Source organism: Rhizobium sp. LC145 (assembly GCF_001005825.1).
GTDB lineage: Bacteria > Pseudomonadota > Alphaproteobacteria > Rhizobiales > Rhizobiaceae > Neorhizobium.
Map to the genome: position 1 here is coordinate 80,598 of NZ_LBHV01000012.1, position 26,216 is coordinate 106,813.

Annotated in this window: 28 protein-coding genes and 3 pseudogenes; 18 read left to right on the top strand and 13 right to left on the bottom strand. The window is 60.1% G+C overall.

All coding sequences use genetic code 11. From position 1 onward, the window contains the following. Window positions 1-248: 248 nt before the first annotated feature. The 7 genes from YH62_RS25145 to YH62_RS25170 all read left to right on the top strand — a co-directional run bounded on the left by YH62_RS25145 (window position 249) and on the right by YH62_RS25170 (window position 3,728). Window positions 249-542 carry a type II toxin-antitoxin system prevent-host-death family antitoxin gene (locus YH62_RS25145; RefSeq protein ID WP_046797051.1) on the top strand — a complete coding sequence of 98 codons (294 nt, stop codon included), beginning with the start codon at window positions 249-251 and terminating at the stop codon, window positions 540-542. Then, window positions 539-916, top strand: coding sequence for a type II toxin-antitoxin system VapC family toxin (locus YH62_RS25150; RefSeq protein WP_046797052.1), 378 nt, complete (start codon window positions 539-541; stop codon window positions 914-916). Before YH62_RS25145 ends, YH62_RS25150 begins: the two co-directional genes overlap by 4 nt. A 60-nt stretch (window positions 917-976) precedes the next feature. After that, the gene (locus tag YH62_RS25155; protein WP_245282189.1) at window positions 977-1,177 is read left to right on the top strand and encodes a prevent-host-death family protein; all 201 of its coding nucleotides are present in this window, start codon (window positions 977-979) and stop codon (window positions 1,175-1,177) included. Further along, complete coding sequence (locus YH62_RS25160) at window positions 1,174-2,316, top strand: site-specific integrase (RefSeq protein ID WP_046797054.1); 1,143 nt, start codon at window positions 1,174-1,176, stop codon at window positions 2,314-2,316. The genes YH62_RS25155 and YH62_RS25160 overlap by 4 nt, the downstream gene beginning before the upstream one ends. A gap of 513 nt (window positions 2,317-2,829) precedes the next feature. Further along, window positions 2,830-3,006: a hypothetical protein gene (locus YH62_RS30330; RefSeq protein ID WP_156177003.1), complete on the top strand. Its 177-nt coding sequence runs from the start codon at window positions 2,830-2,832 to the stop codon at window positions 3,004-3,006. Between the two features lie 37 nt (window positions 3,007-3,043). Further along, a complete protein-coding gene (locus YH62_RS25165; protein ID WP_046797055.1) occupies window positions 3,044-3,229 on the top strand; it encodes a hypothetical protein in 186 nt (61 codons plus the stop codon). Between the two features lie 82 nt (window positions 3,230-3,311). After that, window positions 3,312-3,728: a hypothetical protein gene (locus YH62_RS25170; RefSeq protein ID WP_046797056.1), complete on the top strand. Its 417-nt coding sequence runs from the start codon at window positions 3,312-3,314 to the stop codon at window positions 3,726-3,728. Window positions 3,729-4,003: 275 nt separating this feature from the next. On the opposite strand, the gene YH62_RS25175 is transcribed toward YH62_RS25170, so the two are convergent. Then, window positions 4,004-4,768: an SDR family oxidoreductase gene (locus YH62_RS25175; protein ID WP_046797057.1), complete on the bottom strand. Its 765-nt coding sequence runs from the start codon at window positions 4,766-4,768 to the stop codon at window positions 4,004-4,006. A gap of 488 nt (window positions 4,769-5,256) precedes the next feature. Further along, window positions 5,257-6,258, bottom strand: a complete 1,002-nt coding sequence (locus YH62_RS25180; RefSeq protein ID WP_245282190.1) for a GGDEF domain-containing protein — start codon at window positions 6,256-6,258, stop codon at window positions 5,257-5,259. A 769-nt stretch (window positions 6,259-7,027) separates the two neighbouring features. On the opposite strand from YH62_RS25180, the gene YH62_RS25185 reads away from it, so the two are divergent. The 10 genes from YH62_RS25185 to YH62_RS25230 all read left to right on the top strand — a co-directional run bounded on the left by YH62_RS25185 (window position 7,028) and on the right by YH62_RS25230 (window position 16,636). Then, on the top strand, window positions 7,028-7,279 hold the full coding sequence (locus YH62_RS25185; protein WP_046797059.1) for a type II toxin-antitoxin system Phd/YefM family antitoxin: 252 nt from the start codon (window positions 7,028-7,030) through the stop codon (window positions 7,277-7,279). Between the two features lie 2 nt (window positions 7,280-7,281). Further along, window positions 7,282-7,722 carry a PIN domain-containing protein gene (locus tag YH62_RS25190; protein ID WP_046797060.1) on the top strand — a complete coding sequence of 147 codons (441 nt, stop codon included), beginning with the start codon at window positions 7,282-7,284 and terminating at the stop codon, window positions 7,720-7,722. Window positions 7,723-8,190: 468 nt separating this feature from the next. Then, a complete protein-coding gene (locus tag YH62_RS25195; RefSeq protein ID WP_046797061.1) occupies window positions 8,191-8,946 on the top strand; it encodes a helix-turn-helix domain-containing protein in 756 nt (251 codons plus the stop codon). Between the two features lie 3 nt (window positions 8,947-8,949). Next, the gene (locus YH62_RS25200) at window positions 8,950-10,047 is read left to right on the top strand and encodes an extracellular solute-binding protein (RefSeq protein WP_046797062.1); all 1,098 of its coding nucleotides are present in this window, start codon (window positions 8,950-8,952) and stop codon (window positions 10,045-10,047) included. Window positions 10,048-10,103: 56 nt separating this feature from the next. Then, window positions 10,104-11,822, top strand: coding sequence for an iron ABC transporter permease (locus YH62_RS25205; RefSeq protein ID WP_046797063.1), 1,719 nt, complete (start codon window positions 10,104-10,106; stop codon window positions 11,820-11,822). Then, window positions 11,815-12,891, top strand: a complete 1,077-nt coding sequence (locus YH62_RS25210) for an ABC transporter ATP-binding protein (RefSeq protein ID WP_046797064.1) — start codon at window positions 11,815-11,817, stop codon at window positions 12,889-12,891. Before YH62_RS25205 ends, YH62_RS25210 begins: the two co-directional genes overlap by 8 nt. 7 nt (window positions 12,892-12,898) lie before the next feature. Then, a complete protein-coding gene (locus tag YH62_RS25215) occupies window positions 12,899-14,104 on the top strand; it encodes a CoA transferase (RefSeq protein ID WP_046797065.1) in 1,206 nt (401 codons plus the stop codon). Then, window positions 14,101-14,946: a CoA ester lyase gene (locus tag YH62_RS25220; protein WP_046797066.1), complete on the top strand. Its 846-nt coding sequence runs from the start codon at window positions 14,101-14,103 to the stop codon at window positions 14,944-14,946. The genes YH62_RS25215 and YH62_RS25220 overlap by 4 nt, the downstream gene beginning before the upstream one ends. Further along, window positions 14,946-15,950: a hydroxyacid dehydrogenase gene (locus YH62_RS25225; RefSeq protein ID WP_046797067.1), complete on the top strand. Its 1,005-nt coding sequence runs from the start codon at window positions 14,946-14,948 to the stop codon at window positions 15,948-15,950. The genes YH62_RS25220 and YH62_RS25225 overlap by 1 nt, the downstream gene beginning before the upstream one ends. Before the next feature lie 8 nt (window positions 15,951-15,958). Then, window positions 15,959-16,636 carry an RraA family protein gene (locus tag YH62_RS25230; RefSeq protein ID WP_046797068.1) on the top strand — a complete coding sequence of 226 codons (678 nt, stop codon included), beginning with the start codon at window positions 15,959-15,961 and terminating at the stop codon, window positions 16,634-16,636. Window positions 16,637-16,720: 84 nt separating this feature from the next. Here the strand turns inward: YH62_RS25230 and YH62_RS30905 are convergent. The 9 genes and pseudogenes from YH62_RS30905 to YH62_RS25260 all read right to left on the bottom strand — a co-directional run bounded on the left by YH62_RS30905 (window position 16,721) and on the right by YH62_RS25260 (window position 23,390). Further along, window positions 16,721-17,310 (bottom strand): annotated as a pseudogene (locus YH62_RS30905) (hypothetical protein). Continuing rightward, window positions 17,300-17,592, bottom strand: a pseudogene (locus YH62_RS25235) (hypothetical protein). The pseudogenes YH62_RS30905 and YH62_RS25235 overlap by 11 nt, the downstream one beginning before the upstream one ends. A 53-nt stretch (window positions 17,593-17,645) precedes the next feature. After that, window positions 17,646-19,214 carry a Fic family protein gene (locus YH62_RS25240; RefSeq protein WP_046797069.1) on the bottom strand — a complete coding sequence of 523 codons (1,569 nt, stop codon included), beginning with the start codon at window positions 19,212-19,214 and terminating at the stop codon, window positions 17,646-17,648. A 199-nt stretch (window positions 19,215-19,413) separates the two neighbouring features. Further along, window positions 19,414-19,634: pseudogene (locus YH62_RS29735) on the bottom strand (hypothetical protein); the annotation flags it as partial. A 45-nt stretch (window positions 19,635-19,679) separates the two neighbouring features. Continuing rightward, on the bottom strand, window positions 19,680-20,060 hold the full coding sequence (locus YH62_RS30585) for an ABC transporter permease subunit (protein ID WP_197082551.1): 381 nt from the start codon (window positions 20,058-20,060) through the stop codon (window positions 19,680-19,682). Window positions 20,061-20,155: 95 nt separating this feature from the next. Beyond that, window positions 20,156-20,533, bottom strand: a complete 378-nt coding sequence (locus YH62_RS30590; protein WP_197082552.1) for a hypothetical protein — start codon at window positions 20,531-20,533, stop codon at window positions 20,156-20,158. 126 nt (window positions 20,534-20,659) lie between these two features. Beyond that, window positions 20,660-21,892 (bottom strand): Zn-dependent hydrolase, encoded by a 1,233-nt coding sequence (locus YH62_RS25250; RefSeq protein WP_046797070.1) that lies wholly within the window; start codon window positions 21,890-21,892, stop codon window positions 20,660-20,662. Between the two features lie 9 nt (window positions 21,893-21,901). Continuing rightward, complete coding sequence (locus tag YH62_RS25255) at window positions 21,902-22,546, bottom strand: TenA family protein (RefSeq protein WP_046797071.1); 645 nt, start codon at window positions 22,544-22,546, stop codon at window positions 21,902-21,904. 1 nt (window position 22,547) lies between these two features. Then, the gene (locus YH62_RS25260; RefSeq protein ID WP_046797072.1) at window positions 22,548-23,390 is read right to left on the bottom strand and encodes a BtpA/SgcQ family protein; all 843 of its coding nucleotides are present in this window, start codon (window positions 23,388-23,390) and stop codon (window positions 22,548-22,550) included. Between the two features lie 25 nt (window positions 23,391-23,415). Between YH62_RS25260 and YH62_RS25265 the strand changes: the two genes are divergently transcribed. Then, complete coding sequence (locus YH62_RS25265) at window positions 23,416-24,327, top strand: PfkB family carbohydrate kinase (RefSeq protein WP_046797073.1); 912 nt, start codon at window positions 23,416-23,418, stop codon at window positions 24,325-24,327. 20 nt (window positions 24,328-24,347) lie between these two features. Here YH62_RS25265 and YH62_RS25270 read toward each other — a convergent pair whose 3' ends face one another. Then, window positions 24,348-25,118: a glutamine amidotransferase gene (locus tag YH62_RS25270; protein ID WP_046797074.1), complete on the bottom strand. Its 771-nt coding sequence runs from the start codon at window positions 25,116-25,118 to the stop codon at window positions 24,348-24,350. A 31-nt stretch (window positions 25,119-25,149) separates the two neighbouring features. Next, window positions 25,150-26,214 carry a phosphotriesterase gene (locus YH62_RS25275; RefSeq protein ID WP_046797075.1) on the bottom strand — a complete coding sequence of 355 codons (1,065 nt, stop codon included), beginning with the start codon at window positions 26,212-26,214 and terminating at the stop codon, window positions 25,150-25,152. Window positions 26,215-26,216: the final 2 nt, after the last annotated feature.

A 26,216-nucleotide genomic window follows, 5' to 3' on the forward strand; every position in this document is an offset into this window, starting at 1 on the left:
TCTTGAGAACCTCCGCTTTCGACAGATCCTGCCGAAATTCGCATTGCGTGCATGCAATCTCGATTATCTCGTCCGGCACATGCCTCAGGGCAACCGCTCTTCTGGGCCTCTCGGCTTCACTACGCAGACTGGTTGCGTCACGCATCACTACCGATAGGAACCATGTATCGATAGTGATGCGTACATATGTGTTGTACCAGAGCTAACCGCCTGATACTCTCGCCGCAACGGCAACAGCGGAGGCGATCATGCCGCAGACTAGCTACAAGATCAGCGAGGCGCGCAGGAATTTCGCGCAGGTGCTCGAACGGGCTCACCAGGGCGAAGAAATTGTCATCATGCGCGGCAACGAGGTCTATGCCCGCATCGGCCCGGCCGACCCCGGCGGCAAACGTCCTTTCGGCCTGCTGCGGCAGCGCGGCCTACCCGACGACCTGTTCGATGCGGTCGACGCCGAGCAGGCCGCCATTGACGCCGGCGACTGGAACGACGATGCCGGCGTCTGGCGGGGCGCGCCGGCAGGCCGCGAGCCCCAGGCATGAAGCTGCTGCTCGACAGCCACGCCGTTTACTGGTGGACGATCGGCAGCGATCGGCTTTCGGCGACCGCCCGATCACTGATCGAGGATAAGGCGAACACCATTCTGGTCAGCGCCGTGTCCTTCTACGAGCTGGATAACAAGATGCGGCTGAAGAAGCTCGACCTGAAGCCGCAGGAATTGCGGGCCGCTGTGACGGCCAGCGGGCTGCAGACACTCGCCATCAGCGATCTGCATGCCGAACTGGCCGCCGCGTTTGATTGGGAGCACCGGGATCCGTGGGATCGGATTCTGGCAGCCCAAGCGCGGCTCGAGCATTGCACCTTCATCTCGACGGATGTGGTGTTCGATGCGGTCCTCCATGAGCGTGTCTGGTGAAGGGCGCTGCAAATGAGGATTTTAGTAGAGATAGCCGAGGCGGCGGAGCGGCTTGAGGAGTTGATCGAGTTCGCAGCTCGCGGCGACCAAATCATCATCTGTGGCGATGAGAGGCCGATAGCAACCTTGACCTTTATCGCAAAAAAAGCAGGAACGATGGAGGAGTTCCTGAAACTCGCGGCCGAGGGCCGGGTCAGCGTACCGGCCGGCACCACCTCCGCACACGACGATCTTTACGACGAGCACGGCCCGCCGAAATGAGTGTCGTCGATCGCCGCGCCCAGGAACTCGACACCTTCGCCGCGGTCCTGCCGATCGAGCGGCGGGACGAACTAGCCGAGCTCCTCACCGACCAGGACATCGAGACGCTGCGCCATCTTGTCAATGAGGGCATGGGCGCCAATACACTGCGGGCGCTGACCTCCGACCTCGCCTATCTGCAGGCCTGGTGCCGGTTGGCGACCGGCAGCCCCCTCCCCTGGCCGGCGCCGGTATCGCTGCTCCTAAAGTTCGTGGCTCATCATCTGTGGGATCCGGTCAAGCGGCAAGACGACCCGACGCATGGCATGCCGCCCGAGGTCGAGAGCAGCCTGCGATCGCAAGGCCTGTTGAAGGCCGCCGGGCCGCATGCGCCCTCCACAGTGCGGCGCCGCCTCACCTCCTGGTCGATCCTCACCCGCTGGCGCGGCTTGGGCGGATTCTTTTCCGAGCCGTCCCTGAAAAGCGCGCTTCGGCTGGCGGTGCGGGCCACCGGCCGGCCGCGGCAGCGCAAGAGCAAGGCGGCGGTCACCGGCGATGTGCTGGCGAGGCTGCTGGCCAGCTGCGCTGGTTCCGGTCTGGCCGAGGTCCGCGATCGCGCCATCCTGCTGACCGCCTTCGCCTCCGGCGGCCGCCGCCGCTCGGAACTCGCCAATCTGCGGGTCGAGGATCTCGTCGACGAGGAACCGGTGCGAGCCGATCCGCAGGACGCGGCTTCCTCTGCCCTGCCCTGCCTTGTGATCCGGCTCGGCCGTACCAAGACGACCGTGGCCGACGACGACGCGCAGTCGCTGATCATCGGCCGCCCGGTCACGGCGCTGAAACAATGGCTGGCGGCGGCGAAGATCACCAGCGGGCCCGTGTTCCGGCCGATCGACCAATGGGGCAATGTCGATCACCGCCCCCTCACCCCGCAATCGATCAACCTGATCCTGAAATCCCGTTGCGCGAAAGCCGGGCTCGATCCGGCGAAGTTTTCCGCGCATGGTCTGCGCTCCGGCTATCTAACCGAAGCCGCCAATCGCGGCATCCCGCTGCAGGAAGCTATGCAGCAGTCGCAGCACAAATCGGTCACCCAGGCTGCGTCATATTACAACGAGGAAGACCGAAAGCGAGGCAAAGCGGCGTGGCTGATCGTGTGAAGTCAACCAGCCCGCGTTTGTCCCTTTCGCCCTTGCGTCATCTGGCGGGCCTTCTGCGTTCTCCTGGATGAGCTGTTCCTGCTTCCCGGATCTTCCAGTTGCCACCGAGGAGCCGTGAGGTTTCAGGCGACATGCAACGTCCCGCATGCATGACCGATACTGGCCCGGGATATGTCCGCGGCTGGCTCGCGGCATCTACCAGAGATCGAACATTGGCTGCGTCTGCACCATAGGGACGGACGACGCCAACAAAACCTCGAGAGCGGCCTTCATCAGGCGGAGACGTACGCTTATTTCTTATCGCAGTATGCGCTGGTCCGCGCCGAAAGCCGAAATTTACGCAAAATCATTCTACCGACCTGTGAGGTATTCGCATTTTGCGATGTGAATGTTCTACCGGCTTGCGCCATATAGGGAGTGTTTAACCCGTAGCGGCGGTCCGGCTTCTACAGCCAAAATGGAACCACTACCACCAATCCATGTTTTCCCAAGTCGAGAACTGGGAGGACTCTGATGCGAACGAGAGCACGACACCACCACCACGAGAGCAATGAATCGTTCCTGCCGATTGTCGGCTTGATGATCGTCTTCATATGTGGAGGCCTGGCACTGATCATGTACGAATCCGACAGCCAGAAGATGGCGAGCGTTTACGTCCAACAGCGCGACGTTGAGCGCGCAGTTCCTTAAGGTTCGCGCGTGCCGCGCAGTTGTGTGGAAGGTGCCGATGAACAATCAGGCTTTATGGCTCAAAGTCACACGATCGGACGGTGTAAATATCGTGGTCAATTTCGAGCAAGTCATCGCCATCTTTCGGCAGGACGACGGCCCATTTACCACATTGATCACCGCGGCTGGCAACATCCTCATCCGCGAGGATATCGCCTATATCCAACAGCATCTTCCGATATAGAACGGCGATGGCTTCCCGCGCAGCTTGCAGGTGAACGCCCTCTGTGGTTACCTGCGAGAGGTTATGGAGCGAGGAAAACAAGATGGCCATCTTTTTAAGGCAGCTTCTCGTATTCGGTCTAACTGCTGTCCTCCTACTCCCGCACCATGCCGCATTGGCGGCTGACCCCTGCAAAGGCGTCGACACCAACCTCAGTGCGCAGCGCAAAGCAGACTACTCCAAGCTTGTTGCCAAGAGCCTCAGACAGAACGTTAAGCCATCGAAGATCAGCGTCATGAAATTTATGCAGGCCGGAACCTGGACGGTTGTGTACGCCGATGTCCCGGTGGCAGACCCAGGCTACTTTTTCTTTGACTCTTCGTCGGGTCTCCCCGTCTTTAAGGACGTCTGGGGTGGCGTTGCTGACAAGAGTGAAGAACCAGAGATTACGAAGTGGGCAACAGCCCTAGGCGCAAACAAGATGATCGCCTCGTGCTTCGCTGATATGGTTATAGGCTGAACGCTGATCCACGAACTCAACCTTGTCTAACAGGACGGATTGCTTCGTACCCGGTCCTTCGCGATCGGCTCGCGCGCGCATTCGCGCTAAGCGTTGCTGTTCTAGCATCAATCGTTCCAGTGACTATGGCGTTCTACCTTCGGCTCCTGCGATCGCGAGTGATCCGAGGGGTGAGCCGATGCTCAGACTGATACCGATTGCTTCTCCAGTATTGCTATCGATACTCGCGAGCTCGTGAACGGTCCGCTGTCCGCTCGCTCCCGATCCATGGCCCTTCAAAGTCCACCGCCAGCTCGCAACACCGCTGCGGTCACGTAGGAGGCGTGCGGGGACAGGAGCCACAGAACGCATCGCGCTATCTCCTCTGGCTCAGCAGAGCGACCAAGCGGTATCTTTGAAGCAACACGGTGGGGACGATCGGGGTCTCCGCCGGTGGCGTGAATATCGGTGAATGTCGTTCCGGGAGCCACTGCATTGATCCTTATGCCAGTTGCGGCGATCTCCTTCGCTAGGCCAACGGTGAACGCTTCGACGGCAGCTTTGCTGGCCGCATAATGGACGTATTCCGAAGGAGCCCCAATAGTACTGGCGACCGACGAGATATTAACGATTCTGCCTTTGGAGCCTGCTGCTTGCCAACGCCTGACTGCCACCTGAGACAGAAGCATTGTCCCGACGACATTCACATCCAGTGTCTGCCGAAGTATCTCGAAGGGTAGGTCTACAAAGTGGCCGATTTTTCCCGTGATGCCGGCATTGTTCACGACAGCAGTCGGTCGGCCAAGCTGTATTTCCGCCTCGCGAAAAAAGGCTTCCCCGAAATCTGGATTCGCGACATCGCCTTGGAACGCAAGTACCCGATTGTCTTTGACCAAGAGCGATGAGACGAGCTCTTCCGCTGCCTTTCGATCATGCAGGAAACTGAAGCATACGTCATAACCCAATGACACCGCTTCGCGTACGATCGCTGCGCCGATCCCGCGCGACCCTCCTGTGACCAGCAGGACTTCACGAGCAGCCTTCTCTCCATCCACCGTCATGCAAATTCTCCTCCACCATCGGCGTTGCTGTTGGCAAACTCTGTCTTCCACATCCTGACTGCCCGAGCGCGGCCCCTATTCGCCCGTCAGGCGCCAAACAGCGCTCAGGCTGATTTTTCGCGAGGAACTGACCTGGAGTTTCCTTCAAGTTCTGACCTGCCTTTTAGGTATGTTTCGTATCTATGGGTGCGGTCAACTCCTGCTTTCTCCTGCATCGTTTGGGTTCGGGCGGCGCCGAGGATAAGTCACCAACATTCACCGCGAGGCGACCTTTTCAGCGCGTTTGGGGGAAGAGGTGCTGAATTTTAAGGACCGCCGTTTCCGCTGGTTCAGTTCCGCCTTGATCATTTTTAGCGAACCGCAAAGCGGCAGAATCCAAGGTCAGGTCGCGATGTGGCTCCGCTTGAGTGTGCGCCAGTCGTTGACATTAGCCAGAATGGGAAGCGAACCGTCCGTACTGTGGTTGGAGAGTTTCCCCGGGTAGCGTCCTAGACGCTGGTGGCCATCTTTCTGTACAGGCGAACGCGATCTCGTCCGGCTCGCTTTGCTTCATACAAGGCTTCGTCTGCTCGAGCGATCAGATCCGACAGAGCTTCTCCCCGACGAGCCTCCGCTATTCCTATACTCACCGTCACCCGCCAATCCCTCGGCAAATCGTTGAACGAGGTCAGCCTAACTTTGGTGCGCAGGCGTTCAGCAATGGTTCGCGCACCCATGGCATCGCAATCTGGAAGAAGTAGCAGGAATTCTTCGCCTCCCAGTCGGCCACAGACGTCAGCGTGCCTTGCTGCCGCAAGCAACAATCTGCTGAAGGTCGTGAGAACAGTGTCGCCGACAGGATGTCCGAATGAATCGTTGACCTTCTTGAAATGATCAATGTCGATCACGATCAGGCTAACTGGCCATGTTCGCGAAACATGCAAGTGCTCTATTGCGATCTCGTCGAAGCCCCGCCGGTTCAGCAAACCGGTGAGTGGATCCAGGGACCGCTCGCGGCGCAGATCCTCGATCGTATCGCTTGCAGCCACCAGGAGAAGAGCCAGGGCGAGAGCCGCCCCCAAAACCGCGAGCGAGAATTGCAGCGCCAGCCAAAAGGACGAGGACGCAAACTCATTCGCGGCCGGTGCAGCCACACCAACTGTCAAAATGGTCCTTGGGAAGAAATGAAGCGAGAAGGATAGTAAGATCCAGAACAGGATACGTTCAGCCGTTTGACCAAGGCGAAGGCTGCGCAAACGCCAGGAAGTTGCGAGGCAAATCAGCCCAAAACCGAAGTTCAGCAGGTAGATGCGGGTAATGAGCTGGCGATCGACATAGAAGAAGTAGGCGATTCCGCCCACGATGAGGAGGATGCTGGCGGCATACTCTGACCAGCGCAACTGCTTCCCGGATCGTCTTAGCAAACCGTCGCACAGGACCAACACGCTTGATGTGTAAAGCAATGCTGACACTATGGCGTTTGGGCCTGCTCCCTCGGGAATCGCCAGCATCTGCGATAGACTTCCGAAACAAAACAGAACGGCGGCTAAGGCAAAAAACAGAAGGTGGCGGCGCCGGCGATCCCCGGCCCAGACCCAGAGGAATGTAGCCGCGAAAAGAAGGAGGATGACAGGCCCGATCAGGACGAGGGGATTTGATGGAGCACGCATCCGACCAGCTTTGGATCAGTGGAAATTTTCCTGTTTCGATATCTGTCGCGTTCCAATGACACAAGCAGGTCAACCATATTGACATCGAGAGCCCGCGATTTTCGAGGTCCGATCTTGTGAATATCTCGGACAACTCGAAACTTTACGCCCTTCCGTGCTCGACGGAACCTACTTGAGCTTTTGAGGAGTCCGGCGCTGGTTCGATGGTTTTGAGGATCATTTTTGGCCGGCCAATCAGCGTGCCGCTCTCCTTGTCAGATAGGCCGTAACGATGCACCGACTGGCGTAGCCTCTTACGGTGGTGGACAGCTGGCCTCCACCGCAGCTTAACGAGACTGAACCGTAGAAATCTCCGCATGCCTTCGGTGCGCCTGCCCAGTCCCGGCTCAGTTGCAAGCGCCGCGCGCCACGGACTGCCGCGCTTACGATATCGATTGTATTGAGGCCGGTGATGGTTCCTGCGATGCCCTACCGCACCCGAAGCAAGGTTCTGCCTCAGGCGATGAGATATCCCCCGTCGATCGGAAGGAACCCTTTGAGATTATGGTCGTCGCTTGATTCAGGCCAGCGGGCTCATATATGACTACTGATAGTCATATGGAGAGGCGACATGAAGGAAATCCAGCTCAAGGACGCCAAGGCGAAGCTTTCTGCAGTGGTTGATCAGGCCGTGGCCGGAGAGCCCACCGTTATCACTCGTCATGGCCGCAAGGAAGCTGTGCTGGTTTCCTTCGACGAATGGCAACGGGTCTCCAGGGTGCCGGATTTCGCCGACCTGCTTCTGGCCTTTCCCGGTGAGCCGGCAGACATTCCCGAACGGTCGCGCAAGCCTGCCCGTGCGTTGCGCGAAAATGGTTTCTGATCTTGTATCTTCTGGACACAAATATCGTGTCGGCCGACGCGCCGACCAAGCGCCAGGTTGGCATCGAGGCCTTCGCGGCGTGGATACGGGCGCATAGCGACCGCCTCCACCTTTCGGCCGTTACCATAGCCGAGATTGAGGCCGGCATTGCCCGCGCGGAAAGGACCGGGGCGACGACGAAGGCGCAGAACTTGCGCCGCTGGCTCGCCACGGTCGAACACTTCTATGAGGGGCGGATCCTGTCGTTCGGCATCGAGGAGGCGAGGCACGCTGGTCTGATCCTCGACCAGGCGCGAGCTCACAACCCCGGCTTTGAGGACATTGCCATTGCCGCCACCGCCGCGGCGCACCGCCTCACTGTTCTGACGGCCAATGAGCGTCATTTCGAGCCGCTCGGTGTGCCGCTCGCCAATCCCCTGAAACAACTGCCGATCATACAATAACGGATCGTGCCCTGTTTGGCCTCTTCGCGACGTGCCAGTATTTTCGATGGCCTTCGCTGGGCTGCCACGCAAGCTATCGATCATGTTGAAATAACCTCGGGAGTTTCCTCCCACCGAATGTGAAGCCATGTAGCGAAAGCACCGATCTGCCACCTCGTCGGTAATCCGGTAATGCCAGCAGCTACATGGCTATGGCCAACATTCTCAAGCGTAGGTTTGATGATGCCTCGCCGCAGAGCGAAGGTTGTCCTTGGCGAATTTGACCGTGCGACCCAAGCCCGGACCGCCCCTATTCATCCCCATCTCGCCTCGGATCGGTGTCAGCTACCTTCACGATCGTTCCGTCCTTGGCAAGGCAAGGCTTGCACGGGAGCTCCATTCTCCTGGGATTGAGATTTGCGACTTCTCTTGACCCCTCCTTCCATTTTCAGTATCTTATACTAGTTCAATATACTGAACAAAGGATACATGATGAGCGGACGCGGCGTCGAGCGTGTTTTGGATATGATCGAGTGGTTTGGGGCTTCACCGGAGGGTGCAAGCCTTTCGGAGATCGCTGCAGCACTTGCGATGCCGAAGTCGAGCGCGCTTCTCATGCTGCAATCGCTGACCGAGCGCGGTTATATCCATCGAACGCCGACCGGGACGTACCAGCTTCTGAGACTTCCCGGCGAAATCTCCGCAGACGGGCGCAACTACGGCGCCCTGATCGCGCTGGTGTCCCCTTATCTCTCCAATGCCGTTGAGGAGACGGGAGAGAGCGGCTTCATCGCCGTGCTGGAAAGCCAGTCGATCCGCTATCTCAACAAGGTATTGCCGAAGCGGGAGATTCTCTACGACCGCGACATCGGGCCGACGCGTCCGGCACACAAGGTCGCAAGCGGGATCGTTCTTCTGGCCGCCGGCAGCGATGCCGAAGTCGATGCCTATGCCGCATCGGCTTCTCTTTCCGACGCCGAACATTCGACCCTTCGCAAGGCCGTCGAAAGTGCCAGGACAGCGGGCTTCTACCTGAACGCCATGGGCGTCGTCGAAGGTGCGGCCGGCGCCGCTGCTCCCATCGTCGGAGTCGGCGGCAAGGCAATCGCCGCACTTAACATCTCCGGGCCCCAGGTCCGGTTCGTCACCCATTCCGACCGCATATGCGAAGTGGTCCGGGAAACTGCGGTCGCAATCAGCGAGGAGCTGGCGCGGCGCAGTCGTCGTCTATCGAAAGGGAGGTAATTGATGAAACTCTTCACGCTTTCGGCCATGGCCGGATTGTTTGCCGGCATTGCCGGTTTCGCCCAGGCACAGGAGGTGCCGTCCTACTATCCGGCCGATTATTCCAAGATCATCGAAGGGTCGCGCTCGGAAGCTGGCCTGATGATCTATTCCAACATGGCCGACAACAATTGGCAGCCTATCCTCAAGGGGTTCAATGCCAAATATCCGTGGATAAAGGTCGAGACCGTCGATCTCGGATCGGGCACCGTCCATTCGCGCTGGGAGGCCGAAAAAGGATCGAGCGCGCGCACCGCCGACGTGCTGGTTTCCGGCGCAAACGACCGCTGGGCCGCCTACGGCAAGGACGGCGCGATGGAGGATTACAAGAGCCCCGAGGTCGCCCATCTGCCGGATTTCGCCCATCCCTACCCCGGCGTGAACGTGCTTTCGACCGATCCACTGGTCATCACCTATAACGCAGCGCTGCTGCCGGAAGACCAGCGTCCGAAGGGTTTCGCCTCTCTGGTGGAGGCTGCGAGCGCCGACCCCGACACTTTCCAGGGCAAGATCACGACCTATGATGCGGCCCGCAACAGCTTCGGCCTTGCCGCGTGGTGGAGCTATATGGACAAGGAAGGTGATACGGCCTGGGAAGGGCTTCGCAAGATCGGCCCGATGATCCGCGGCGAGACTTCCGGCGGCCCGATGAACGAGAAGATCGCGACCGGCGAATATCTGATGGGGATCGCCGTTTCCGGCATCACCATCTTCCCGCGCCTGGAACAGCCGGGCGGCGAGATCCTCGGCTTTGCCTTCCCCGACGACGGCACCATCATGATGCTGCGCGGCATGGGCATTCCCAAGGGTGCAGCCAACCCGAATTCGGCCAAGCTGTTCGTCGACTACGCGCTGAGCCAGGATGGCCAGACGCAGGTCGGCAAAGGCGGGCTCGTTCCCTATCGCGAGGACGTTGCCGAAGATCAGGCCCGCTACACATTCCAGGAGATCGGCAGTCAGATCGGAAACGAAAACATGATCATCGCCGGTTTCGACCAGCGCCTGATCACCGAAGCGGGTCCCTTCGTGGAGAAGTGGAACGCTGCAATTGCCGGCCGTTGAGCCGTGACGGAGGGCTGCCAACGCAGCCCTCCCACTAACCCTGACAGGAAAATTCGATGACGGATATCAGCCACGCCGGCACGGCCGGACGGGGAATAGACCGATCGCGTGCGATCTACTGGGGCGTTGCGGCGCTGACGACGATCCTCGTGTTCGGCCCGATCACCCCGATCATCTTTCAGGCCTTTCTCGACAAGCCCCTCTATGACGATACAGCGGTCCTGACGCTTGGCAATTTCAGCCGCCTCATCAGCGAACCGGGCATGGCCGGCGTCTTCTTCAACACGCTCTACTTCGGCGCTTTGACGATGCTCGTCGCCCAGGTGTTCGGCACGATCATGGCGGTTCTTGTCGGGCGCACCAATCTTCCCGGCCGCAAGTGGCTGGGCGAGATCTTCATTTGGCCGCTCTTCGTCTCGAACCTCGTGATCGCATTTGGCTGGTTCACCATGTACGGCCCTTCCGGCTTCATGACGTTGGCCGCTAAGACCTATCTCGGCGGCGCGCCATGGAACCTCTACAGCGTCACCGGCATGGGCGTGGTCGCGGGCCTCAGCCAGGCGCCGCTGACTTATCTGATGTGCCTTGCAGCCGTCACCAAGGCCGACCCGCTGCTGGAAGACGCGGCGCGCTCGACCGGTGCCGGGCCGTTCCGGGCGCTGTTCTCGGTCACCATTCCGATGATCCGCCCAGCGATCATCTATTCGGCGGTGCTGAACTTCGTCGTCGGCATCGAGATGCTGGCGATCCCGCTGCTCTTCGGCGGCCCCTCCGGCATTCAGACGGTCACGACCTTCCTCTATAATGCCGGCATCAACGCCGCCGTTCGGCCGGAATACGGCATCGTTGGCGCGGCGGCCGTCATTCTGCTGATCGTGGTTGCGCTGCTCGTCTGGCTGCAGGGTTTCCTGATGAAATCCTCCGGCCGCTTCGTCACCGTGCGTGGCAAGGCAAGCCGTCCTTCGACGCTCGATCTCGGAGCCTGGCGCTGGCCGGCCTTTTTCTTCGTCTTCGCCTTCGCCTTCCTGACGATCATCTCGATCTTCGGCGGCATCTTCATGCGCTCGGCGGTGAGCTTCCTGACGCCGCTCATTCCCTTCTGGAAGGTGATGACGACAGCGAATTTCGAGAATGTGCTCGGATCGGCGACCTATGTGCGGTCGATCGTCAATTCCGTCGTCGTCGCGACGATCGGGGCTGCCATCGGTACGTTCTTCATTCTGGTGATCGCGCTCGTCTCTCGGCGTTCGGATTTCCGCCACAGCCGGGCGCTGGAATACATTGCGCTCTTCCCGCGTTCGCTGCCGGGTATCATCGCTGGCCTTGGCTTCTTCTACGCGGTGATCTGGCTTCCCGGGGCAGATATCATCCGCGGCACCGTTGCCGTGCTGATCCTCGCCTTCATGATCCGCTATATCCCGGTCGGTTTCGGCGCCATTGCGCCGGCGCTTGCCCAGGTCGGAGAAGAGCTCGACCGCGGTGCGCGCATCTCCGGCGCCGACTGGTGGACGACGGTGACCCGCATCATCGTGCCGATCCTGAAACCCGCGCTGTTCAGCTGCTACGCGCTGCTGTTCATCCACTTTTTCAAGGAGTACGTGACGGCGGCCTTCCTCTACCAGCCCGGCTCCGAAATCATCGGCACCACCATGCTGCAGCTCGTCGCCCAGGGTGACAATGGCCCGGTCTCCGCCCTCGCAACCATCCAAGTCGTCATAACCGCCGCGTTCGTCATTCTCGCACGCCGCGTCATGGGAGCCAAAATCTATGGCTGATCTCGTCCTCCAGAATCTCACGATCAAATACGGCTCCGTCACGGCCGTCGACAACCTCAATATCCATGTCGCATCGGGTGAGTTCCTGACGCTGCTCGGACCGTCCGGCTGCGGCAAGTCAACCTCGCTGTTTGCGGTCGCCGGCCTCAACCATGCGACTTCGGGCACGATCCGCATCGGCGACCGGGTGCTGTTCGACGGCAATCCGAACAACACGGTGCCGCCGGAAAAACGCAATATCGGTCTCGTCTTCCAGTCATACGCGCTCTGGCCGCACAAGACGGTGGCGGAGAATCTGGCTTTCCCGCTGATCCTCAGGAAGATCGGCAGGGCGGAGCGCGACGAGCGCATCAAGGAAGCCCTCGGTCTCGTCGAGATGCTGCCCTATGCCGATCGCTATCCGTTCGAGCTTTCCGGTGGCCAGCAGCAGCGCGTGGCGCTCGCCCGCGCGCTCGTCTATCGCCCGCCGCTCCTGCTCCTCGACGAACCGCTTTCGAACCTTGATGCGAAACTGCGCGAACGCGCTCGCGTCTGGCTGCGCGAACTGCAGGAAAGGCTGAACGTCACCACTATCTACGTCACCCACGACCAGGCCGAAGCACTCGCCGTTTCCGATCGGATCGCGGTGATGAGCATGGGCCGGATGCGGCAACTCGGAACGCCGCGCGATATCTACGAGCGGCCGGCCGACAGCTTCGTCGCCGATTTCATCGGCTCGTCCAACTTCTTCGACGGCACGATGATCGAGAGCGGCACGGAAAAGGCCCGTATCCGGCTGGCGGACGGCAGCGAGATCGTCACTCCGCCCGGCCCGGCCGGCAAGGATGGCAGCGTCGTCGTCGCCATCCGTCCGGAAAAGATCGAGCTCACCGGCGAGACCGGCCCCAACACGATGCGGGTTTCGATCGAACAGCGAACCTATCTCGGCTCCGTCTGGCAATACGCGGTGCGTTCGGGTGCAGTGGATTTCCGCATCCAGACGCCTTCGGAGCTGAAGGAGAATTCTATCCTCGTGCGCATTCCTCAGGAACACTGCGCCGTTTTCCCCGAAAAACCCGGCGCGAATTGAGGTTTACATGGCAGAGACTAAGAAAACCATCCGTTTCCAGCCGGAACAGAAGGGCCCGCTGCACGGCATCCGCGTCGTCGATCTGAGCCGTGTGGTCGCCGGCAACATGCTCTCCCTGCAGCTTGGCGATTTCGGCGCCGACGTCATCAAGGTCGAGCCTCCGCAAGGAGATGCATTGCGGGAGTGGCGCGACAATGGCCATTCGCTGCACTGGAAGACCTATGGCCGCAACAAGCGCTCGGTCGCGCTCAACCTGCGCCAGCCGAAAGCGCTGGAGGCCTTGAAGAAACTCATCGAAAAGGCCGACGTCTTCATCGAGAACTTCCGACCCGGAACGCTGGAGGAAATGGGCCTTTCACCCGAAGGCCTGCTCGAGCTCAATCCGCAGCTCATCATCGTGCGGATATCCGGCTTCGGCCAGACCGGTCCCTATGCCAAGCTTCCGGGCTTCGGCACGCTGGTCGAGGCGATGAGCGGCTTTGCCTCACGCACCGGTTTTCCGGATCGCGAGCCGGTCCTTCCCCCTTTGGCCTTGGCCGACATGATCTCGGGGCTGACCGGGGCGAACGCGGTGATGATGGCGCTCTTCGCCCGAGAGCGCGGAGATGCGGCCGGCCAGATTATCGACCTTTCGCTTTTGGAGCCGATCTTCGCCTCGCTCGGGCCGGAAGCTTCGATCTACCGCGTGACCGGCAAGGTCAAGCAAAGGTCGGGCTCCGGGTCCAACACGGTCTCGCCGCGCAACGTCTATCTCTGCAGCGACGGCAAATATGTCGCGCTTTCCGGATCCACCCAAGTGATCGCGATGCGGATCTTCGACATCATCGGCCGTCCCGACATGAAGGACGACCCGCGCTTCTCCACCAATATTGAGCGCGTCAGGCATCGCGAACTCGTGGATGCCGCGCTCGGCGAATGGTTCGCGACCCGCACACGCGACGAGGCTCTGGCCGGAATGCGTGCGGCGGGCGCCACGGTCGGGCCAGTCTATGACATTGCCGACATCAGCAACGACCGGCATTTCGCCGAGCGCGAGATCGTGGTGGAGGTCGAGGATGCCGATCTCGGCAGTATCCCGCAACACAATATCTTCCCGCGCTTTTCCGCGACACCCGGCGTCTTCCGCCACCCGGCGCCGGCAGTCGGCGAGCAGACCGAGGCGATCCTTGCGGAAATCGGCATGACCTTGGGCGATCTGGGGGGTGAGGAATGATCTCTTCGCTTCTCTATGTACCTGGCAATGCGCCCCGCTTCCTGGAAAAGGCGGGGCAGCGCGGCGCCGATGTCGTCATTGTCGACCTTGAGGATGCCGTGCCGGAAGCGGCGAAAACCGAGGCCCGCGATGGTCTGGCGAAGTGGGTGCAGGAAATCAAACGGGGCGGTTGCCAGGTCTTCGTGCGCGTCAACCAGTCGGATCGCCTCATAGAGGATGCTATCGCTGCGACCCTTGCAGGCGCCGACGCGGTCTATATCCCGAAAGTCGACAGCCCGGATATTCTTGCGGGCTTGGACAAAACCCTGACGGCGCATGAAGGCGACCGCACACCGATCTCCTTCGTGCCGCTGATCGAGGACATGAAGGGCCTGTTCGAGGTCCGCGCCATCGCGCAGGGGCCGCGTGTCATCGCTTTGACTGCCGGCGGCGAGGATCTGGCGACCGCCATGGGTGCCAAACCGACACCTGAAGTGCTGCGCTATCCCAAACTGATGATCCACTATGCCGCCAAGGAAGCTGGCGTTCTCTCCTTCGGCATGCTTAGGACCACGGTCGATTTCGCCGACAAGGATGCGCTGCGGGCCGCCGCGCTGGAGGCGCGCGATTTCGGTTTCGACGGCGCGAGCTGCATTCATCCCTCTGTCGTGCCGATCCTCAACGAATGCTTCGCGCCAAATCCGGAAGAGGTCGAATGGGCACGTAAGGTCCTCGCAGCCAATGGCGAGAACGCCGCTGCAGGCCGCGGCGCCTTCATGCTGGAAGGAAAGTTCATCGATGCGCCGATCGTGACGCGCGCCCGGAATCTTCTTGCGCGATTTGAGAAAGGACGGGCCACCTGATGATTCAAAACAAGCAACACGGCGAACGCCGACGGCGCATTCTAGTGACCCATAACAAGATCGCCGAAAAGGCGATCCGGCTCTTGAACGAGCATGATGTCGACGTGTTCTTCTCGCCACCCTACGATCCGTCCGACGTGGTGGCGAAACGCGCCGCCGAACTTATGATCGATGGGCTGATGGTGCGCCAGGGGCGCATTACCCAGGAGGTGATTGCCGCATCCCCCAATCTCAAGGTCATCGCCAAGCATGGCGTCGGCGTCGACAATGTCGATATCGCTGCTGCGGCCAAACGCGGGATACCCGTGCTCAGGGCGATGGGGTCGAATTCCCGCGCCGTCGCCGAACATACGATTGCGCTCGCTCTCGCGCTGGTGAAGGAAATCCTGCCGCTCGACAGAGCGGTGAAGAATGGCGGCTGGCCAAAGCCGACCTTCGTGGGCAAAGACATCCTCGGGGCCACCATAGGTCTCATCGGCTATGGCGGGATTGGCCGGGAGACGGCCCGCATGGCCGAAGCGCTCGGCATGGAAGTTGTCGTCCATGATCCGTTCGCTCCCGGCGCCGCCGAAGCCGATGGCTTCGCATCGGCGGACGACATCGACGCCATGTTGCCGGCGCTCGACATTCTCAGCATTCACTGCCCGCTGACGGCTGTAAGTCGCGACCTGATCGACGCGCGCCGTCTTGCCTTGATGAAGCCATCAGCCGTCATCGTGAACACGGCACGCGGCGGCATCATCAACGAGCAGGCCTTAGCCGAAGCTCTCTCGGCAGGGACAATCGCTGGCGCCGCGCTCGACAGTTTTTCCATAGAGCCTCCCCCGGCCGACAGTCCGCTCTGGGCGCTGAACACGCTGATCGCAACGCCGCATATCGGTGGAGTTACCCATGGTTCGGCCGACAGCATGGCCGAAATCGCTGCCCGTCACATCATCAGCGTGCTCGACGGAAATGCTCCCGACGAACGCTCGCTCGCCCGCCCTATCGAACTGTCTGCCTGAGGTTTTCCATGACATACGGATTTAGAGTCAAACTGAGCTGGGATCGTACCGCGCCGGAACTGGTGGAATCGTTCCGCAATCTTCCGGTCGCCAATGTCAGCGATTCCATGTCGCGCATCTGCGCGCTCGGCGCCGATCTGAGGCCGATGCATCGATCCGGCAATCTCGCCGGTCCGGCGCTGACTGTCAGAACACGCCCCGGCGACAATCTGATGTTACACAAGGCGATCGACATGGCAAAACCCGGCGACGTGATCGTCGTGGATGCTGCGGGCGAAACGGCGAATTCGCTGATGGGCGAGCTGATGCTAGCCCATGCGATCCGCCGTGGCGTTGCCGGCTTCGTGATAAACGGGGCGATCCGCGACGCCGAGGCATTCCTGGAGCGCAACCTGCCGGTCTTCGCCTGCGGCGCAACACATCGCGGTCCGTACCGCACGGGACCGGGCGAAATCGGTTTCCCGATCGCAATCAATGGCACGGTCATAGAGCCGGGCGACCTGATCCTTGGTGATCTCGACGGCGTCGTTTCCGTACCCAAGGCGAATACCGCGGAGATCCTGAAGGCTGCGATCAAGAAGCACGAATCCGAAACCCGTCAGATGGCGGAGACCGAGGCAGGTACGGTCAATCGCGAATGGGTGGACAAAGCGCTGCGGGACGGGGGCTGCGAGTTCATCGCCTAATCCGCTATGACGTCCGGGCGGCGGCTGCTTTTGTCTGAGAGCGATAGGCGAACGCGTCCTGGTCAGCAGGGTCAGCCGTGACGCTCATGGTGATCGCGGTCGCGCTGGTGGAGTTCGAAAGAGGATGATCCGCCTGGTTGGCAGAAGCTGAGTAAGGAAATCGAAATCGCGAACGTCGCCGGTCAGTACAATCGCACCCAACTGACGTGCCTGCAGGAACACGAGGGCGTCATTGACGAATCGACGCTCGTGCCCGTCCCCCTGGGTAGATTGCTCAGTCGAAACAGGAGGCCCGCCAACACACCGGCCTGCCCCAGGTCGCAGCGTCGGGTGCATGAAGCCGGTGCTCTGGTATGTCCTCTACCGTCGCCTCGAGTGTTTGGCGGACTCCCTTCGTCGATCCATTCTTTGGGCCGAGCCGGCCAAGGGCGTGAGTCAGTTCGGACAAACAGACAGAGGAATGGTGGCACAGACGATAGGTAAGCAGCCTATCGACCTCAACCGGCGATCTACCCTGCAGCACATCCAGGTAGACACTGGTATCCAGAAACAGCGCCCCCCGATTGCGGGTTCGTCAGCAACCCAAGGGAGATCCTTATCGGCGCGGCCCTTAAGTGTTCTCGTGTGCTTTTGGGGCTTAACAACCGGAGGGTTCCGGAAAGATCAAATCCCAAGATCTATATCCGCTGGGATGCTGCCCTTCCGGCCGACCAAGCGGGCGCCGAAGTCATCTTCGATGGCCAAGCGCGACAGTGCCAGTTCCAACAACTCCGTGTCCGACGTGACTTGGGCGCGCTTCTTGGCCGCCTCGATCAACTCCGAAGACACCCGTCCTGAAAGACGAGTGTTCTTTGCGGCACCGAGGAGCCCGGCAGCTTTCGCTTGCTCAAGCACGAGCTTGTTGCCGCTGCAACCTTTGCTTCGCTTTCTGCGGCAGTCCTTGTTTGCGCAGCCATCAGAAGCTCCTGTGTTGAACAGAATATAGATTGCGTTTCCAGTCTCATCGACCTCACTCCATTTCAAGATCGCCGTTCTCGTCTGATCGACCGATATCGAAAGCGTCACGAACCACCGCTTCCGCTGACTTTACCTCCTCGTCGGTCATCTTTTCGAACTCGCGGCTTCGCCGCTTCTTGGAAAGCGTACCATCGTTCTGACGGATGAGGTTAACGAGGCTAGAGATCATCGCGTCCGGCATCTCAAGAAAATTCTGAATGCGTCCCTTCGCGTCGTCGAAGCGCGCGAGGTGGTCGATCTCGTTTGGCAGGTCCTGCCTGATCGTCTGTACGACGCAAGCATAAAGAAATTCCGTCAACTCCGTGTAGTCTCCGAACCTGTAGAGATCGGCGGTTTCGTTGACTACACGCACGTTTTTCTCCGCTGTCGGCACCCATTCGATAAAGGTTAGTAACGGTACAGTATAGCCGCGCAGACGCGCGCTATACTCCTCTTGACGTTCAAGAAGTACGGAAGAAACAGGAAAGATCATGCCAGGAGGCGTGTATCCGCGTTCGGACAGGACATGGTGTATGAGGTATCTGTGCAGGCGACCGTTTCCGTCTTCGAAGGGATGGACGAACAGGAAGGCGAAGGCCATGACGGAAGCTTGAAGCACGGCGTCAACCCCACTCTCCGCCATCCTGTTTCCTCCGGCTATGATGCCTCCGAGAAGACCGTTAATGTCTTCGTGCCGGGCTGAAACGAATTCTGGGAGAGGATCGCCGTTCCAGTTGCGATCACCAATAAAGCCGCCGGCGTCTCGCAGCCCGTGCTTGATGAATCGGTTCTCCTCGATGACGAGGTGCTGGAGGCGCACGAGCTCATCCACTGTGATTGGCCGCTTTCCAGCTTGGGCGACGGCCCGCATCCACCGCTCGAGGCGGCTTCGCGGCGGGCGTTCGCCTTCAATCTGATAGGATGCTTGGCTGTCCGACAGAAGGAGGAAACTTGCCGTACGGGCGATGAGCCCTTTTCCGATTTTTCCGATGAGTTCCTTGGCTTCAGCGTCCCAGCGGCGGGTGACCGTTTCGACAAGGTATTCGGTGCGCCTTAAAACGGGGCAAAATTTGGGTGTGCCGAGAAGATTGTCCCGCACGCGGTGGCGGGGCGAGTTCACAGGGGTGGATGTAAAGTAGCTCCCAGTATCAAGCGCTTCAACATAGTTCCCCCGTTCCGCATCTGGAATGTCGAGGCGCGTACCGATCAGCCATTCATAGAAGAACCAGATCCGGCGCGTAGCACTGCTTGTCGGCTCGGCTTTGATCAGCGCAACGATCTCACTTGCCGGGACGATGTTAAACAGCTTTTTCAAAATCAACAGGTCGATTGTCTCGTGCCTGAGCGCGAAAGACAGATGTCCGAGTAGGTTGTCCTCTGGAGTGAAGCGCTTGTCAAAGATCGTCCAATCCTCATGTGCTCTCCTCGAGCCATAGACGAAGCCTTTGGCGACACACGAGGGGAGACGAACAGGGGCTGCGATCCCGTATTTCTGGACGAGTGCGGCAAATCCGACGGGAACCGTATCCGTTGGCACGATACGCTCTTGGAAGACCGCCGGATTTGCAAGGCTGGCTGGCATGCCGACTTCCTTTCTCATCGAGAAACAAGTTACATCATCGAAAGATAGTTATTTTTGGCCTATCATATCGAAAACTGATTACATCGGAAATCAATTATTCTTATAGAAAAATGCTTATAAAATATCCATCATATCGAAAATCGATTAGAATCCTCGGCGACTAACGAGTTCGCCTTTTCGCTCACCACGCTACAAGCGTCTATTCGGCAGCCATTACAGTTTGAAACTCCAGTTGCTCCGCCGGCTTCCCTTGGCTTTCGTATTCGGTCGGCTTGATGCGGAACCATGCGGCATAGAGCGCAGGAAGGAAGAGCAAGATCATCACCGTTCCAACTGCGGTACCGCCGATCAACGTGTAGGCCATCGATCCCAGAACACCGAATGGGTGAGAGGAATGAAAGCCAGCACGGCGGCAAGCGCGTCGCCTCGGAACCATTTTTCGCTCAGCGCGCACGTTAGAAATGTTTACAGGATCAGCCGACGTCGTAGTGAAGCCGATGCGGAGTCAATCACATAGACCATGGCAACGATCAGAAAGATGATTGACCAGGCTTCTGGCCATCGGAAGGCATGCATGCGGTCGGCGAGAAGGAACCCGACGCCGCCGGCCCCGACAACCCCGATAATGGTGCCGGAGCGAACATTGGATTCGAAATTGTAGAGAATGATCGAGAGGATCACCGGTAAAACCTGCGGCACGATCCCATAGCGGATCGCCTGCATGTTGCTGCCGCCGGAGACCTTCACGCCATCGACCGGCTTGCGTGACGTATTTTCGATTGCCTCGGCAAAGAGCTTGGCAAACGTGCCTATCTCGGAAACCGCGATGGCAAGGATACCAGCCAAAGGACCAAGCCCGAAAGCGCGAATGAACACCAAAGCAAGAATATCTGTTCGACCGCGCGCAGCGCGTCGAAGCTTCGGCGCGAGAAAAGCCTGAGTCACCCGAACGGGATGATGTTTTTCGCGCCGAGCAGCGCGAGCGGAAGTAAAGCGGCGGCACCGAGCAACGTACCAAGGAAGGCCATGACGATCGTCTGACCAAGTCCCTCCAGAACCTCCTGCCACTCCATCCAGGTTGTCCAAATGTGCGGCGGGAACATAAAGGCAATGATGCCAGCAAGTCGCGATAACCCTTCCGCAAACCTTGTTGGCGTGGCACCAAAAGCGAATGCACCAAGGATAAGCGGGATCAAAAGAATGATAGCGATAGCCCACGGCATCAGCCGGCCAACAAGCGGTCGTTCGAATGCGCCGCGCAGACGGACCTTGGCATCATGAACGGCATTCGTTTCGGTTTGAAAATCAGCGTGGCTCATATCCCATGCTCCGAAATGCCGATGATACGGTGACGCAGGCGCTCGCTCAGAAAATCGATGACAGTCACACTGACCAGGATGATCAGGTAACCGGGTGATACTGGCCAGAAGCGGCCAGGTGTGAGTTTATCTGACGAGAAATAGGGTGGCCTGCGCCAGCACCTGGCAACCAGCGACGGCATGTCGTGGTTCGACGGATTCCTCCTCGTTGTGGCTCAATCCGTCACGGCACGGAACGAAGATCATGGCAGCGGGCGCGACACGATTGACAAACAGCGCATCGTGGAAGGCTCCCGACAGCATCCGTACGCTGTTGAAGCCTTTCGCCGCTGCGGCCCGTTCGACCGCGTCCTGCAGATCTGTAGAAAATGTACAGGGCGGCATGTCAAAGGATCGCGAAATTGCAACCAAGCAGCGCTGCCGCTCGGACTGACTGGTGATGGTCGCAGCAACCAGGTCTTCGAGTTCGTCCAGCCGGCCCGGATTTGGATGGCGGATATCGACCGTGCAGTGTGCCACGTCGGGAATGGCGTTCACTGAGCCCGGCTCGACCGAAATGCGCCCGACGGTGAACCGTGCGTCAGGATCTGACGGCATGATCGTTTCATGGAGGCTGGAAAGTGCTGCAGTCAGCGCCCGTAACGGGTCTCTCCGGTATGCCAGGCCCGTTGTGCCGGCATGTGCGGTCTGCCCCGTCACGGTAACGTCCAGCCACCGCGTCCCCTGGATGCCGCCGACGACGCCGATCGGGATATTATCCGCCTCAAGTGACGGACCCTGCTCGATATGTACCTCGAGATAGGCATGGATCGGGAAGCCGAGGGGGATCATCGTTGCCCTCGGCAGGCTTTCGATCGTCGCCGTCAACTCGTCGGTTAACGGTGCACCATCGGTCGCAAGCTTCTTTCGCCATTCACCAGGAATCTCGCCCGCGGAAAACGCCATGGATCCCATGCAGCCCGGCGCAAAGCGGCAACCCTCTTCATTGGTCCATGCCACGACCACCACGGGACGCTCGGTCTCAATACCGGCATCTTCCAGACTTTCCAGTACCTCGAAGGCCGACAGCGTGCCGAGTGCTCCGTCGAACCGGCCGCCGGCCGGCTGGCTGTCGAGGTGGCTGCCGATCACCAGCGGTGGCAGGCCTTCGTCTCGCCCGGCACGTCGGATGAAAAGGTTCGCCATCGGATCCTGAAAGACTGAAAAGCCTCGCGTCCAGGCGAGTTCCGCAAGAAGCTGCCGGGCACGACGATCCCCTTCCGTCAGTGCCTGACGATTGACGCCGCCCTTTTGCGTGGCGCCGATTGTCGCAAAGGTCTCAAGTCTGCCATTGAGACGGATGCCGTCGATCTCGATCATGCGTTTTCCTCACAGATAAGGAGCGTCGTGGAAGGCGATCTCGAGAGCCTGCGCATGGCCGAATATGCCGCTCAGGCGGGACCGTTCCTGCGGGCTCATAACCCGGCCGGCCGCGTCGAGCTCCGCTTTCAACCACAGTGCCTGCGCGGCGAAATCCTCATGTGCATGCAGATCGACCCATTCCTTCAGCAGTGGGTCACTCATCGGCTGCCGGGCGGCCTCTTTCGACCACGTCCAATACATCCACTCGGCGGCAAACATTGCCGCGACCGTATCGAGATAACCGCCATCACGGGAGATCGCCAGCATACCGTCGCGGAAGGCCGCGACTTCGGGAATGGACGTGTCGAAGGCAGCAGGGTCAATCCCGCGTTCGGCAAAGGTCTTCTCAAAATAGGCGATCTGCTGGTTAGCAAGTGCGTCCAGCACGCCGATCAGCCAGCGTTTCTGCTCGATCGTCTCAGCCTTCGCAGCGGCGAAGGCGAAGATCGAGATCGCCGTGTCGACGAAGGCGCCTTCGAACACGAGGTAGCGCTCGAAGACATGCTTCGGCAGCCGATCGCCCTTGATGTCCTCGACGAAGCGGTGTCCCACCATCGCATCGAGGACGACCTTGTTCTCGCGCAGGATCTGCTCGGAAAGCATCTCACTCATCTCAGGCAGCCAATGCTGGGCGCGCAGCCTCGACGAACGCCTTCACACGGGCGGGCTCGACCGGGTTCCACCAGACACCACCCTCCTTGAGCGACGAGGCAACGATGACGCCGTTGGTGCGCTTGAGAATCTCGACAATATTCTCTTTGGTGACACCGGAGCCGACGAGCAGCGGCAGATGGGTCGCGGCAGCAATCGTCTCGATCTCTTCGACGGTCGCCGAATTGCCCGTGCGCTGGCCGGTGGCGATCACCGCGTCGGCATCGAAGAAGGCGAGATCGCGGGTCAGTTCCTCGATCGTCCGGTCGGCTGTGATCGCGTGTGCCCCGTGCTTTACATGACTGTCGGCGAACACCTTGATGTGCTCGGCACGGAGAGCCGAACGGTAGCGCATTGCTTCGGCCGCCCGGCCTTCCATGAAACCCTCGTTGGCGACATAGGCGTTGGCCCATTGGTTGACGCGGATGAATTTGGCGCCGCCGGCCATGGCGATGGCAAAGGCCGGGATCGGCGCGTTAGCCAATACATTGATGCCGGTAGGGAGACCGACTGAGCGGACGATCCGGTCGGTGACGACGGACATGAAGGCGGAGGTTTCCGGGCCAATATCATCCGGCTTGGAGAAAGGAATATCGCCATGGTTTTCGACGATCAGCCCATGCATGCCACCATCGATCAGGGCTTCGGCATCGCGCATCGCAGCGTCGTAAATCGCGTCCATCGCCGCCCCTCGATAGCGCGGTGCGCCGGGAAAGGGCGAGCAATGGATCATCCCGATCAGCGCCTTGTCAGTGCCGAATATTTCCCTTATGGCGCTGGAATTATTATCCGATATCGTCTGCATTGTCTGTTCCTTTCAAAGGCCTGCCATGCCTGCCCGTGTTCGTGCTCATGTCATCGGTAACGTCGCCGTCGACGAAACCATATCTGTTTCGACCATGCCGGAAGCCGGAGCTTCGATCCTTGGTCGCGAGGAAACCCGCGACCTCGGCGGCAAGGGTGCGAACCAAGCCGTGGTCATGGCCAGAACCGGCCTTGCCACCACCCTCGTCGCGGCCGTGGGCGAGGATTTCCGCGCCCAGACCATTCGCGATCAACTGGCGCCAGAACCGGTCAAGGCGAAGCTCATCGCTCTTGCCGGCCGCTCCAGCGACTTCTCCATCATCTTCACCACGCCCGACGGCGAAAATGCCATCGTCACGACCACCGATTCCGCCGGCTCGCTTGAGCCGGGCGAGGCGATCGCGGCAATCGACACAGCCGCTGCCGGCGACCTCATGGTCCTGCAGGGCAATCTCAGCCAGGTGACGACCCTTAGCCTGCTCGAGGAAGCCCGACGCCGCGGCCTCGTCACCGCGTTCAACCCTTCGCCGCTCCGTCCTTACTTCGCGGACTTCTGGCCGCTGGTAGACATCGCCTTCTTGAACCGGGGCGAAGCGCAAAGTCTCACAGGCTCGTCAGACACCGCCGCGACCGCAAAGCTACTGCAATCTGGCGTCCGCCACGTCGTGCTGACACTCGGTGGCGACGGAGCGATGCTCGCAAGCCGGGATGCAGAGATCGCCACCGTTCCGGCTGCCGCCACCACCGCAATCGACACGACCGGTGCCGGGGACACGTTCATGGCGGTGGCGCTCGCTTCAGCCGCTTTGCGCGGCGTCGAACTGGACATCCGCGCGATCGGCCATGCCACTGCTGCCTCCGCGCTTACCGTCAGCCGCCGTGGTACCCGGTCAGCCTTCCCGACCGGTGACGAGCTGCAGGCGGTCCTAGCGCGCTGATGCTCGCCTGAGCCCGGACCTCATCGTGTGTCGCTCAGCCAGCCGAGAACGTTCTTCCACAGTCGGCCATAGCCGTCCCACTCGCAAAATGCCGGGGAGAGCCAGTGCGGGCCGATATCCGAGGTCCAGGCGGCGCTGCGTCCCTTGCCGAAGCTGCCGGTAACGAGCAGCGGATGACCGCCCTGATCATCCGGCAGTCGGGCGACGACTTCGACATCGGCTCGGTCGCGCACTTCAACTTCGTTGACGCCGAGCAGCAGCGGCCATTCGCCGGACATGCCGGCGACCGTCGGATGATCCGCCATGGTGACGACGGCCTTTGCGCCCTCCGGAATCTCGACGCGGTCGTCATAGGGAAGGCAAGTGACAGGCAGCACGTCTTCGACCGCCGTGCGGCGCCAGCGAGCTTTTCCATCGATGCCTTGGAAGGAGAAGTAGCCGCCGACCATCAGTAGCCCGCCGCCCTTTTCCACCCAGGTTTTGATCAGCTTCAGACGGTTGGGTACCGTCTTGGAATGCAGCCAGACGGCGGGCGGCAGAAGAAGCGAATTCGCCCCGATATCCGACAGGATAATCACGTCATAGGCATCAAGACCCTCCATATCGAATGGAAACTTCTCTACCGCCTCGTGGGCCGGCATGTAGGTCAGCTCGTATTCGCTGCCTTCCAGCGCCTTTACCAGCGGCTCGGCACCGAGATGAAAGGTAACGCTGCCGAACTGGTCGAAGCCTTTGTAATGGGTGGCGGAGCTGATCCAGCTCTCGCCGACGAGGAGGACTTTTTTGGTCATGATCGTTCCATTTCTGTCATTGCTTGGGTGATCAGGCCTTCGCCTCGAACACCGATCTCGGATTGCCGCGCATGAGAATGTCGAGTTGCGCGTCAGTTACCCCATGCCGCTTCAATCGCGGCAGAAAGTGCTTGAGTATGTAGGCGTAGCCATTGCCGCCGTATCTGGTCAGCATCATCTTCAAGAACACATCGTGGGAGAGCAGGATGCGGCCGATATGGCCGCGCTCGATCAGCTTGACGATCGCGCGCGCCGCCTCTTCGTCGCTCGGACACTGCACCTGCTGATCGGCATAGAAGAAGTCCATACCGATCATGTCGTATTCCAGGAAGGCGCCGCGTGAAGCGAGCTCCGCCTGATAGGCGAGATCGTCATGCGACGGATTCATGTGGCAGAGCACCGTATGACCAAGCTCCGCCCCCTCCTGTTCCGCGATGTCCAGAACCTTGTTGCCAAGCCGGAGCCAGCCGGGCAGATGCACCATCAGCGGCAGGCCCGTGCGCGCCTGCGCCCGCGCTGCAGCCCTCAGCGACTTTTCTTCCTGGTCGGTGAAATCCGACGAGACGCCGATCTCGCCGATCAGCCCGACCTTGATGTCGGTGCCATCGACACCGACGGTCGCCTCGGCCACGATCTCGTCGGCGATCTCGTCGATCGTCATCCCGGCGACCTTGGCCGGATGGGAAGAGCCGAGGTAGTAGCCGGCACCCATGACAATGTTGAGTCCCGAGCCCTGCGATATGCGCTTCAGCGCCCGCGGATCGCGGCCGATCCCCTGACAGGTCGGCTCGACGACGGTATTCCCGCCATGCCTGGCGAAATCCTTGAGTTCGATGATCGCCAGCGGCTCGTCGTCCAGCGTGATATTGTGCTTGTTGATGAATGGATCTTGGTGCAACTCGCCCAAGATCTCGATGCAGACGAAACTGTCGGCGAGATACTGCCGCTCCGGCGTCTTCGGCGCATGCCACCAGCAGCGGCAGTCGTTGAGGATGTGCTCGTGCATGAGCGTGACACCGAGCTCGGAGACGGGGATTGCCCCCGCTACCGTCATTACCTTGCCAGAGCGAATATGCGCTTGCGAAAGCTCACTCATTT

Coding starts and splice junctions, on each gene's coding strand:
- YH62_RS25165 (WP_046797055.1), top strand. CDS start 3,044: ATGAACAATCAGGCTTTATGGCTCAAAGTCACACGATCGGACGGTGTA.
- YH62_RS25185 (WP_046797059.1), top strand. CDS start 7,028: ATGAAGGAAATCCAGCTCAAGGACGCCAAGGCGAAGCTTTCTGCAGTG.
- YH62_RS25255 (WP_046797071.1), bottom strand. CDS start 22,546: ATGAGTGAGATGCTTTCCGAGCAGATCCTGCGCGAGAACAAGGTCGTC.
- YH62_RS25270 (WP_046797074.1), bottom strand. CDS start 25,118: ATGACCAAAAAAGTCCTCCTCGTCGGCGAGAGCTGGATCAGCTCCGCC.
- YH62_RS25160 (WP_046797054.1), top strand. CDS start 1,174: ATGAGTGTCGTCGATCGCCGCGCCCAGGAACTCGACACCTTCGCCGCG.
- YH62_RS25240 (WP_046797069.1), bottom strand. CDS start 19,214: ATGCCAGCCAGCCTTGCAAATCCGGCGGTCTTCCAAGAGCGTATCGTG.
- YH62_RS30330 (WP_156177003.1), top strand. CDS start 2,830: ATGCGAACGAGAGCACGACACCACCACCACGAGAGCAATGAATCGTTC.
- YH62_RS25205 (WP_046797063.1), top strand. CDS start 10,104: ATGACGGATATCAGCCACGCCGGCACGGCCGGACGGGGAATAGACCGA.
- YH62_RS25220 (WP_046797066.1), top strand. CDS start 14,101: ATGATCTCTTCGCTTCTCTATGTACCTGGCAATGCGCCCCGCTTCCTG.
- YH62_RS30590 (WP_197082552.1), bottom strand. CDS start 20,533: ATGAGCCACGCTGATTTTCAAACCGAAACGAATGCCGTTCATGATGCC.
- YH62_RS25200 (WP_046797062.1), top strand. CDS start 8,950: ATGAAACTCTTCACGCTTTCGGCCATGGCCGGATTGTTTGCCGGCATT.
- YH62_RS25265 (WP_046797073.1), top strand. CDS start 23,416: ATGCCTGCCCGTGTTCGTGCTCATGTCATCGGTAACGTCGCCGTCGAC.
- YH62_RS25260 (WP_046797072.1), bottom strand. CDS start 23,390: ATGCAGACGATATCGGATAATAATTCCAGCGCCATAAGGGAAATATTC.
- YH62_RS25150 (WP_046797052.1), top strand. CDS start 539: ATGAAGCTGCTGCTCGACAGCCACGCCGTTTACTGGTGGACGATCGGC.
- YH62_RS25210 (WP_046797064.1), top strand. CDS start 11,815: ATGGCTGATCTCGTCCTCCAGAATCTCACGATCAAATACGGCTCCGTC.
- YH62_RS25215 (WP_046797065.1), top strand. CDS start 12,899: ATGGCAGAGACTAAGAAAACCATCCGTTTCCAGCCGGAACAGAAGGGC.
- YH62_RS25170 (WP_046797056.1), top strand. CDS start 3,312: ATGGCCATCTTTTTAAGGCAGCTTCTCGTATTCGGTCTAACTGCTGTC.
- YH62_RS25250 (WP_046797070.1), bottom strand. CDS start 21,892: ATGATCGAGATCGACGGCATCCGTCTCAATGGCAGACTTGAGACCTTT.
- YH62_RS25225 (WP_046797067.1), top strand. CDS start 14,946: ATGATTCAAAACAAGCAACACGGCGAACGCCGACGGCGCATTCTAGTG.
- YH62_RS25145 (WP_046797051.1), top strand. CDS start 249: ATGCCGCAGACTAGCTACAAGATCAGCGAGGCGCGCAGGAATTTCGCG.
- YH62_RS25230 (WP_046797068.1), top strand. CDS start 15,959: ATGACATACGGATTTAGAGTCAAACTGAGCTGGGATCGTACCGCGCCG.
- YH62_RS25275 (WP_046797075.1), bottom strand. CDS start 26,214: ATGAGTGAGCTTTCGCAAGCGCATATTCGCTCTGGCAAGGTAATGACG.
- YH62_RS25175 (WP_046797057.1), bottom strand. CDS start 4,768: ATGACGGTGGATGGAGAGAAGGCTGCTCGTGAAGTCCTGCTGGTCACA.
- YH62_RS25195 (WP_046797061.1), top strand. CDS start 8,191: ATGATGAGCGGACGCGGCGTCGAGCGTGTTTTGGATATGATCGAGTGG.
- YH62_RS25180 (WP_245282190.1), bottom strand. CDS start 6,258: ATGCTGGCGATTCCCGAGGGAGCAGGCCCAAACGCCATAGTGTCAGCA.